The organism is Mycobacteriales bacterium (assembly GCA_036497565.1).
GTDB lineage: Bacteria > Actinomycetota > Actinomycetes > Mycobacteriales > QHCD01 > DASXJE01.
In genome coordinates this window covers 21,751-28,721 of record DASXJE010000212.1, presented here as the reverse complement: position 1 = coordinate 28,721, position 6,971 = coordinate 21,751, and the positions used below count along the sequence as shown (strand labels likewise).

The following is a 6,971-nucleotide window of genomic DNA, read 5'->3' as shown; positions in this document are numbered from 1 at the left end:
GTCGCGCGGACCCTGGATCAGGAAGGACCTGCCAGCGGCGACTACGTCCTCACCGGTCCCGAGTCACTGACTCAGGAACAGCAGGTCAACGTCATCGGTCAGGTCCTGGGTCGTCAGATCAGATTTGAGGCGCTGTCACCGGACCAGTTTCGACGCGAGACCGAGGGAAGCTGGCCGCGACCGGCCGTCGACATGCTGCTTGCCGCCTGGGGCGCGACAATGGGAAGGCCGGCATTCGTCAGCACTTCGGTGTTCGACGTCCTCGGATCGGAGCCGCGATCATTCCGCCAATGGGTCACCGATCACGCCACCGCCTTCATTGAAGGTCCGACCCCATAGCGTCACCCCACAGACGCGGCAGGCACGCGCTGATGTTCGGCCGTGACGAAGAGCGGAGTAATCGATACGTCCACGGAAAGCTCACCGTCGCGGACCGACGTGGCGTGTGCCTCTCCGAAGACGTCGACGGACGTCGCTGCCGGCGCACCCCACGGCACGTAGACCCGCACCGCGGGCTCACTTTCCCCGGCGACCTGGTCCCGGTGATCCCACAGCACCAGCAGGGGCGGCCGATCGGCGCGCTGCACCTCGAACGCGTAAACCGTAGGCCTCTCGACGATCGGCACGCGGTGCACCTGCTCGACGCCGGCAAGTTCGTCGACGAGGAGCGCAAAAGCGTCCGCAGCCGGGCGACGTCTGGTCAGCGACCGGTCTTCGTACGCCAACAGTGGCAGCTTCCCGAACATCAGGTGCATCATCTGCCGCGGGTCGACCGGCTCAGGGACCTCGGGTGCGAGGTTCCAGTAGACGGTCCGGCGGACACCGCCGGCGAGGGCCAGCAGGTTGCGCATGACGACTTGGCGGCAGTTGATCCGGTCGCGCAGCGCCTCGACCTCGGCAGGGCACCCTTCCAGGAACATCTGCAAAGTCGGTGGGAGATCGGGCATCCGGTCGTAGAGGGCTCCCATGGCCCGGCGTTCGGGAGTCTCCTGCCGCGCCCGCTCGACGAGCTCCTCTTTGCTCTGCGTCGCCGGAGCCTCCGCGAACGCCGCGGCGAGGGTTTGCTGAAGCACCGGACCGACCTCGGGAAACTCGAACGGCACCGGCCCGGCGTACTCCCCGACGACGACGGGTTTCAGGTAGCCGTGGGCGCGCATCAACTCCCGCGCGGTGTCGAGATACGCCGGAATGGCGGTCACGTCGCCGTAGAGGTGAACGTCGAAGAGGTCGAAGTAGTCTCGCCCCGCCCCCACGAGGTGGTCGAAGAACTGCCGCGGTTCGCTGCCGATCTCGCTACTGAGTACGTCGTAGCCGCAGCCACCGAGCACCACCGCAGCGGTCGGATCGGCGTCCTTGACCGCGCCGTACATCGTCTTCAGTTGCGTGACGTACTCCGCCGCGGTGCCGGCCCACAGCAGTTGGGTGTTGCTCGGCTCGTTGTCACACTGCCAGTACCGGACTCGGCCCGCGCAGTGGCGCACCGTCCGCCGCACGAATTCGCCGTACGCCGCGAGGTCGTGCGCCGGTGACGGAGGAAGGAAGTCGGTCGACTCGCGGGTCGCCCACAACGAGCTCGAGCAGAGAGTGATCCAGACTTCCTCGTCGCCGTCGAGCTGGTCCAGTAGTGCGTCGACCGTGTTCCACACGTAGCGGCCGGGCTCCGGCTCGATCTGCCCCCAGTAGAGGTACGCCCGCACCAGCCCGGCTCCGAGAGCTCGGGCCTGGGGAACGAACTCATCGGGCCGGCCGAACACGCCGTAACTGATTCCCCGCACGACCCCCAATCTGATGCCCGGCAGGTCGAACGGGTCGGCCTCGGAGAAGGAACTTGCGATCATGTCGGGTACTCCCGGGTAGAGGCTCAGAGTTTATTACGTACACGTAGGTTTATAGCGTACACTCAGCTGGTGCGCCAACCGGTTACCCGCTCCGCCCCACTGATCTGGGCCGAACCCGCGCCCCCGCCACAACAGCGCGCGCTCGGGCGCGAGTCGATCGTGGCCGCCGCTATCGATCTTGCCGACGATGCCGGGGCTTCGGCGCTGACCATGAAGAGGGTCGCCGAACGAATCGGCCCCTACTCACCGATGTCGCTGTATCGCTACGTCTACAGCAAGGACGGCCTCATCGATCTGATGCTCGACGCGGCCACTGCCGAGATCGAGATTCCGGCGCGGCCCGGCCGGAGCTGGCGCAAGGACCTGCGCACCCTGGCCGCGGGCACCCGCGCGATGACGCGACGGCACCCGTGGTTCTCGACCCTGATCCACACCCGGCCCCCGGTCGGTCCCCATCTCATGGGCCGGGTGGAGTTCATGCTCACCGTGCTGACCCGCCAAGGCGCCGCCGTGGCGGAGGCGATGACCTACTCGGCCCTGATCGACCGGCACATCTTCGGGTTCGGGCTGCAGGAGGCCGAAGAAGCCAACATGAGCCGGCGCCACGGGCTGGACGACACCGCCACCCTCCTGGCCGAGATGGCGGCAGTGCAGAAGCTTGCGGCCGCGGACCACCCGCATCTCGCGAGTTGGCTCGCCCAGCCGAGCGGACCCACGATGGACGAGCAGTTCGATCTCGGGCTGGGCTTTCTCATCGACGGCATCGCCGGCCTTCTCCGCGGGAAGACATCGACCTGAGTCAGCTGTGCCCCAGGACCGGATGCGTCCGGTACGGCTCCTCCAACTGCCGGATCTCGTGCTCGTCGAGGCCGATCCCGACGGCGGCGACCGCATCCTGCAGGTGGGTCAACTTGGTCGCGCCGACGATCGGCGCGGTGACACCGGTCTGGTGAAGCAGCCACGCCAGCGCAATCTGTGCCGGTGGAAGACCCCGGTTCTTGGCGACGGAGCGCAGGGCGTCGACGACATCGAAATCGTCGTCGGTGTAGTTCTGGTCGGCGACCGGGTCATTTCCGGCCCGCACGGTGGTGTTCCGGCGACCCCGCTCACGACTGCCCGCGAGCAGGCCGCGGGCCAGCGGACTGTAGGGGATGACGCCGACGCCCTGGTCCACGCAGAGCGGGATCATCTCCCGTTCTTCCTCCCGGTAGGCCAGGTTGTACTGGTTCTGCATCGCGGCGAACCGCGTCGGGCCGGCCTGTTGCGCCTTCGCGAACTGCCACGCGAACATGCTGGAGGCGCCGATGTAGCGAGCCTTGCCGGCCTGCACGATGTCATGCAGCGCCTGCATCGTCTCCTCAATCGGTGTGTCGTAGTCCCAGCGGTGTATCTGGTAGAGGTCGACGTGATCGGTACCGAGCCGGCGCAACGACGCATCGATACCTGCCAGCAGATGTTTGCGCGACAGTCCGCCGTAGTTACGGCCGGCGCCCATCGGGTAGTAGACCTTCGTGGCCAGCACGTAGTCGTCGCGCCGCCCGAACAAGCGGGAGAGCAGCGTCCCGGTGACCCGCTCGCTGGCGCCAAGGTCGTACATGTCCGCGGTGTCGAAGAACGTCACTCCGGCCTCGACCGCGACTCGCACGATCGGCTCGGCGCCGTCGGCGTCGAGGTGCCACGCTCGCCGGGACGTGTCACCGTAACTCATCATGCCCAGGCCGATCCGCGAGACGGACAGACCGCAGGACCCTAGTCGGGCGTAGTCCACGGCAGCCTCCCGTCAGGTCATCCCTTCACCGCGGTCAGCGTAATGCCCTCGATGAACCGGCGCTGAGCGAGGAAGAAGACCAGCACGACAGGAGCGACGATGAGGATCGAGTACGCCGCCTGTCCCCCGACATCGACCTGGTACTGGTTCTGCCGGAAGTACTCCATGCCCAGAACCAGCGTGCTCAGGCTCTTGTCGTTGAGGTAGATCAGCGGTCCGAGGAAGTCGTTCCACCCGGCCACGAACTGCAGGAGAGCGACGACGATCAGGGCAGGCTTGGCCAGCGGGAGGAACACCCGGAGGAAGATGCGGAACTCCGACGCCCCGTCGATGCGGGCCGCCTCGGCGAGCTCGACCGGCATCCGCAGGAAGAACTGGCGGAACAAGAAGATGTAGATCGGGATGCCGAAGAAGTACGGCACGATGAGCGGGTAGAACGTGTTGAGCCAGCCGAACTTGCTGAAGAGGATGTACTGCGGGATGAGCAGGACCTCGTAAGGGATCAGCATCGTCGCGATCACGAGCAGGAACACGGCGTTCTGCCCGCGCCACTTGATGACCGAGAAGCCGTAGCCGACCAGCGCGCTGGATATCGCCACGCCGACGACCTGGAGGCCGACGATGACGACCGTGTTGAGCAGCATGTGTGCGAACGGCGCGACATTGAGGGCCTGCGGGTAGTTGCCGAAGTAGATCGGGTTGGGGATCCACTGCGGCGGGATGATCGTGTTCTGGGCAAGGGTCTTCAGCGACTCGGCGATCATCGCCAGGACAGGTACGGCGAAGACGAGCGCCACGCAGGTGAGGACGAGGTGGCGGCTCAGCGTCTTGGCGACCCGAATTCTGAGCCGGCCCATCGATCCCGTTGTCGAGCTCATCGTGCGCCAGCCCCTTCGTAGTAGACCCAACGTTTGCTGAGACCGAACATCAGCACGGTGATGACCAGGACGAACGCGAACATCAGCCACGACATCGCGGCCGCGTATCCGATCTGGGAGTTGACGAAGGCGTCCTCATAGATGAGCAGGCCCCACGTCATCGTCGAGTTGGCCGGCCCACCGGCGGTCGACCCGCCGCCGTTGGAGGTCAGGTAGAAGATCGAGATGAAGTTCTGGAAGCCGTAAATGATGGCGAGCAGCACGTTGAAGAAAATGATCGGGCTGAGCAGGGGAAGCGTGACGTGCCGGAGCCTCGCCCACCAGCCGGCACCGTCAACCTTCGCGGCCTCGACCACGTGCTGTGGAATGTCCTGGAGACCGGCGAGATAGATGATCACCGTGTTGCCGACGCCCCACAAACCGAGGATCACGATCGCCGGCTTCGACCAGGTCGTGGAGAAGAGCCAGCCGGGCCCGGTGATACCGAACCAGCCCAGGACCTTGTTCAGTACGCCGGTGTTGGGGTCGAGCACGAGGCTGAAGACGAACGCACTCACCACGACCGGCAGCATCGTGGGGAGGTAGTAGAGCGTGCGGTAGACGCCGATGCCACGGATCTTCTGGTTCAACAGGAGCGCCAGCACAAGCGCGAGCGCGCTGCCCAGGATGACTCCGAAGAACGCGAGATACAGGGTGTTGACCAGGGCGGTGCGGACGTACGGATCCTTGGTGAAGATCTGCACGTAGTTACGGCCACCGACCCAGTCACTGATCCCGAGTCCGTTGAAGTTGGTGAAGCTGTAGTAGAGCGACGTGGCGAGCGGTATCACCGTGAACGCCAGGAAGCCGGCGATCCACGGCGAGATGAAGCACAGGCCGACCCGGAGCGAACGGCGGCTCGGCCGGCGCCTTGTGGCAGCCGATCCGGTCGTCGTAGGTGCCGTTCGTACGCCGGCCTCGATCGATGAGTCCACCATCTCGGTTCCTTCCTGTGGTGGGGGCCGACTACCGCTGGTACAAGCCCAGCGCGACGGTGCTGTCCAACGTCGCTTGGATCTGCTGCTGTGCCTGGGTGAGCGCCGCGACGGGCTCCCGTTGCAGGGCGACGATGGTGTCCTGGGTCTCGTCGAGAATGCGGTAATACTGCTGGAGGATCGGGCTGGGCTGCAGCCACCACTGGCCGCCGCTCCGCTTGTCGACCGCGATCACCGACTGCCAACTCGGGTCGGAGGCGAGGTAAGGCTGCGACATGGTGGCCTTCTTCGCCGGCAGCCAGCCCAGCTGCGGGCCGAGGTAGGTACCGAAGTTCTTGGACTGGGTGATCCACTCGGCGAACTTCATGGCCTCGACCGGGTGCTTGGCGCCCTTGGGGACCATGAACGCCCACCCGCTGTGACTCAGGTACTGCTTCCCGCCGGGCGGCGCGGGCAGCTCAGTCACACCGACGGTGTCGGTGAACGTCTTCTTGCCGACGTTCGCCTCCTGGCCGATCTCCCAGTCGCCGATCATGATCATCCCGACCTTGCCGGAGATCAGCGGGTCGGCGGCCGCACCCTGCGCCCCGGTCACCGTCGTGAAGCTGTTGACCTTCGACCCGCCGCCGTACTTGCGGGCGACGCTCTGCTCGTAGGCCAGGACGCTCCGGAACTCCGGGGTATCGACGAGTGCGGACTTCGACGAGCCGTCTTTGAAGGTCGTCCCGAAGAGGTGCCCGAGCTGGATGTAGTTGAACTGCCAACCGGCCCACGGGACAAATCCCAGGCGCTTTATCCGACCATTCTGGATCTGGTCGATCTTCTTCGCGTCCTGCTGCAATTCCGCCCATGTGGTCGGCGGTTTGTTCGGATCGAGTCCGACCTCGCGGAAGATTTTCTTGTTGTACCAAAGCAAGGTGTCGGGATCCCAGTCGACCGGCAGGCCGTACTGATGATCGTTCCAGAGCGTCGACCGCCAGGCGTAGGGGCTGAAATCCGACTCGTGCAGCCCGAAGCCCGTGATCTGTTTCTCGACCGGCTCGAGCTCGCCCTTTGCGGCCCAGGCGGCGAGCACGTCGTCGTAGGAGAGCGTGAGATCGGGCGGCTTGTGCGCGGAGACCGCCGCGAGGAGCTTGCCATTGTTGTCGTCACCGACGTTCGGGTCGATCGAGACGTTGACGGCGATGTCGGGATGGTCGCAGTTGAACGCCTGCGCGGCTTTCACCAGACCTGGGGCCGCGCTGATCTCCCACCAGTCGACGACGGTGACGTGCGCAGCCTGTGGCCGCCCCGGGCACAGGGCGCTCTTGGGAACGGATCCGGTGCCGGCGCCGAATCCGGCTGCGACGGAACAGGCGGGGAGGGCGAGCAGGCAGAGCGCGGCGAAGGCGGAAGCGATGACGGGACGACGGCGCACGTAGGTACCTCCACTGCGGTCACGACGCCTTGACTGGGATCTCACTCGTGCCGCGTGAGCAGGAGCTCGACGGGCATCGCGCTACGCCGCTCGTCG

7 protein-coding genes are annotated in these 6,971 nt (G+C 65.7%); 2 read left to right on the top strand and 5 right to left on the bottom strand.

From position 1 onward, the window contains the following. The coding region (locus tag VGH85_17390; GenBank protein ID HEY2175585.1) for an NADPH:quinone reductase at positions 1–339 on the top strand (339 nt) is incomplete at its 5' end. A 2-nt stretch (positions 340–341) separates the two neighbouring features. On the opposite strand, the gene VGH85_17385 is transcribed toward VGH85_17390, so the two are convergent. Continuing rightward, a complete protein-coding gene (locus tag VGH85_17385) occupies positions 342–1,838 on the bottom strand; it encodes a hypothetical protein (GenBank protein HEY2175584.1) in 1,497 nt (498 codons plus the stop codon). A gap of 69 nt (positions 1,839–1,907) precedes the next feature. Between VGH85_17385 and VGH85_17380 the strand changes: the two genes are divergently transcribed. After that, a complete protein-coding gene (locus VGH85_17380; GenBank protein ID HEY2175583.1) occupies positions 1,908–2,636 on the top strand; it encodes a TetR/AcrR family transcriptional regulator C-terminal domain-containing protein in 729 nt (242 codons plus the stop codon). A 1-nt stretch (position 2,637) separates the two neighbouring features. Here the strand turns inward: VGH85_17380 and VGH85_17375 are convergent, their stop codons facing one another. Genes VGH85_17375 through VGH85_17360 form a run of 4 tightly spaced genes read right to left on the bottom strand, consistent with a single transcriptional unit; the run spans position 2,638 to position 6,875 of the window. After that, on the bottom strand, positions 2,638–3,606 hold the full coding sequence (locus VGH85_17375; GenBank protein ID HEY2175582.1) for an aldo/keto reductase: 969 nt from the start codon (positions 3,604–3,606) through the stop codon (positions 2,638–2,640). A gap of 17 nt (positions 3,607–3,623) precedes the next feature. Further along, a complete protein-coding gene (locus VGH85_17370; protein ID HEY2175581.1) occupies positions 3,624–4,484 on the bottom strand; it encodes a carbohydrate ABC transporter permease in 861 nt (286 codons plus the stop codon). Next, positions 4,481–5,461 (bottom strand): sugar ABC transporter permease, encoded by a 981-nt coding sequence (locus VGH85_17365; protein HEY2175580.1) that lies wholly within the window; start codon positions 5,459–5,461, stop codon positions 4,481–4,483. Before VGH85_17365 ends, VGH85_17370 begins: the two co-directional genes overlap by 4 nt. Before the next feature lie 28 nt (positions 5,462–5,489). After that, positions 5,490–6,875, bottom strand: coding sequence for an extracellular solute-binding protein (locus VGH85_17360; GenBank protein ID HEY2175579.1), 1,386 nt, complete (start codon positions 6,873–6,875; stop codon positions 5,490–5,492). Positions 6,876–6,971 lie beyond the last annotated feature (96 nt).

What these genes read in the sequence shown, in the direction of transcription:
- VGH85_17385 (HEY2175584.1), bottom strand. Translation starts at nt 1,838, where the DNA reads ATGATCGCAAGTTCCTTCTCCGAGGCCGACCCGTTCGACCTGCCGGGC.
- VGH85_17370 (HEY2175581.1), bottom strand. Translation starts at nt 4,484, where the DNA reads ATGAGCTCGACAACGGGATCGATGGGCCGGCTCAGAATTCGGGTCGCC.
- VGH85_17365 (HEY2175580.1), bottom strand. Translation starts at nt 5,461, where the DNA reads ATGGTGGACTCATCGATCGAGGCCGGCGTACGAACGGCACCTACGACG.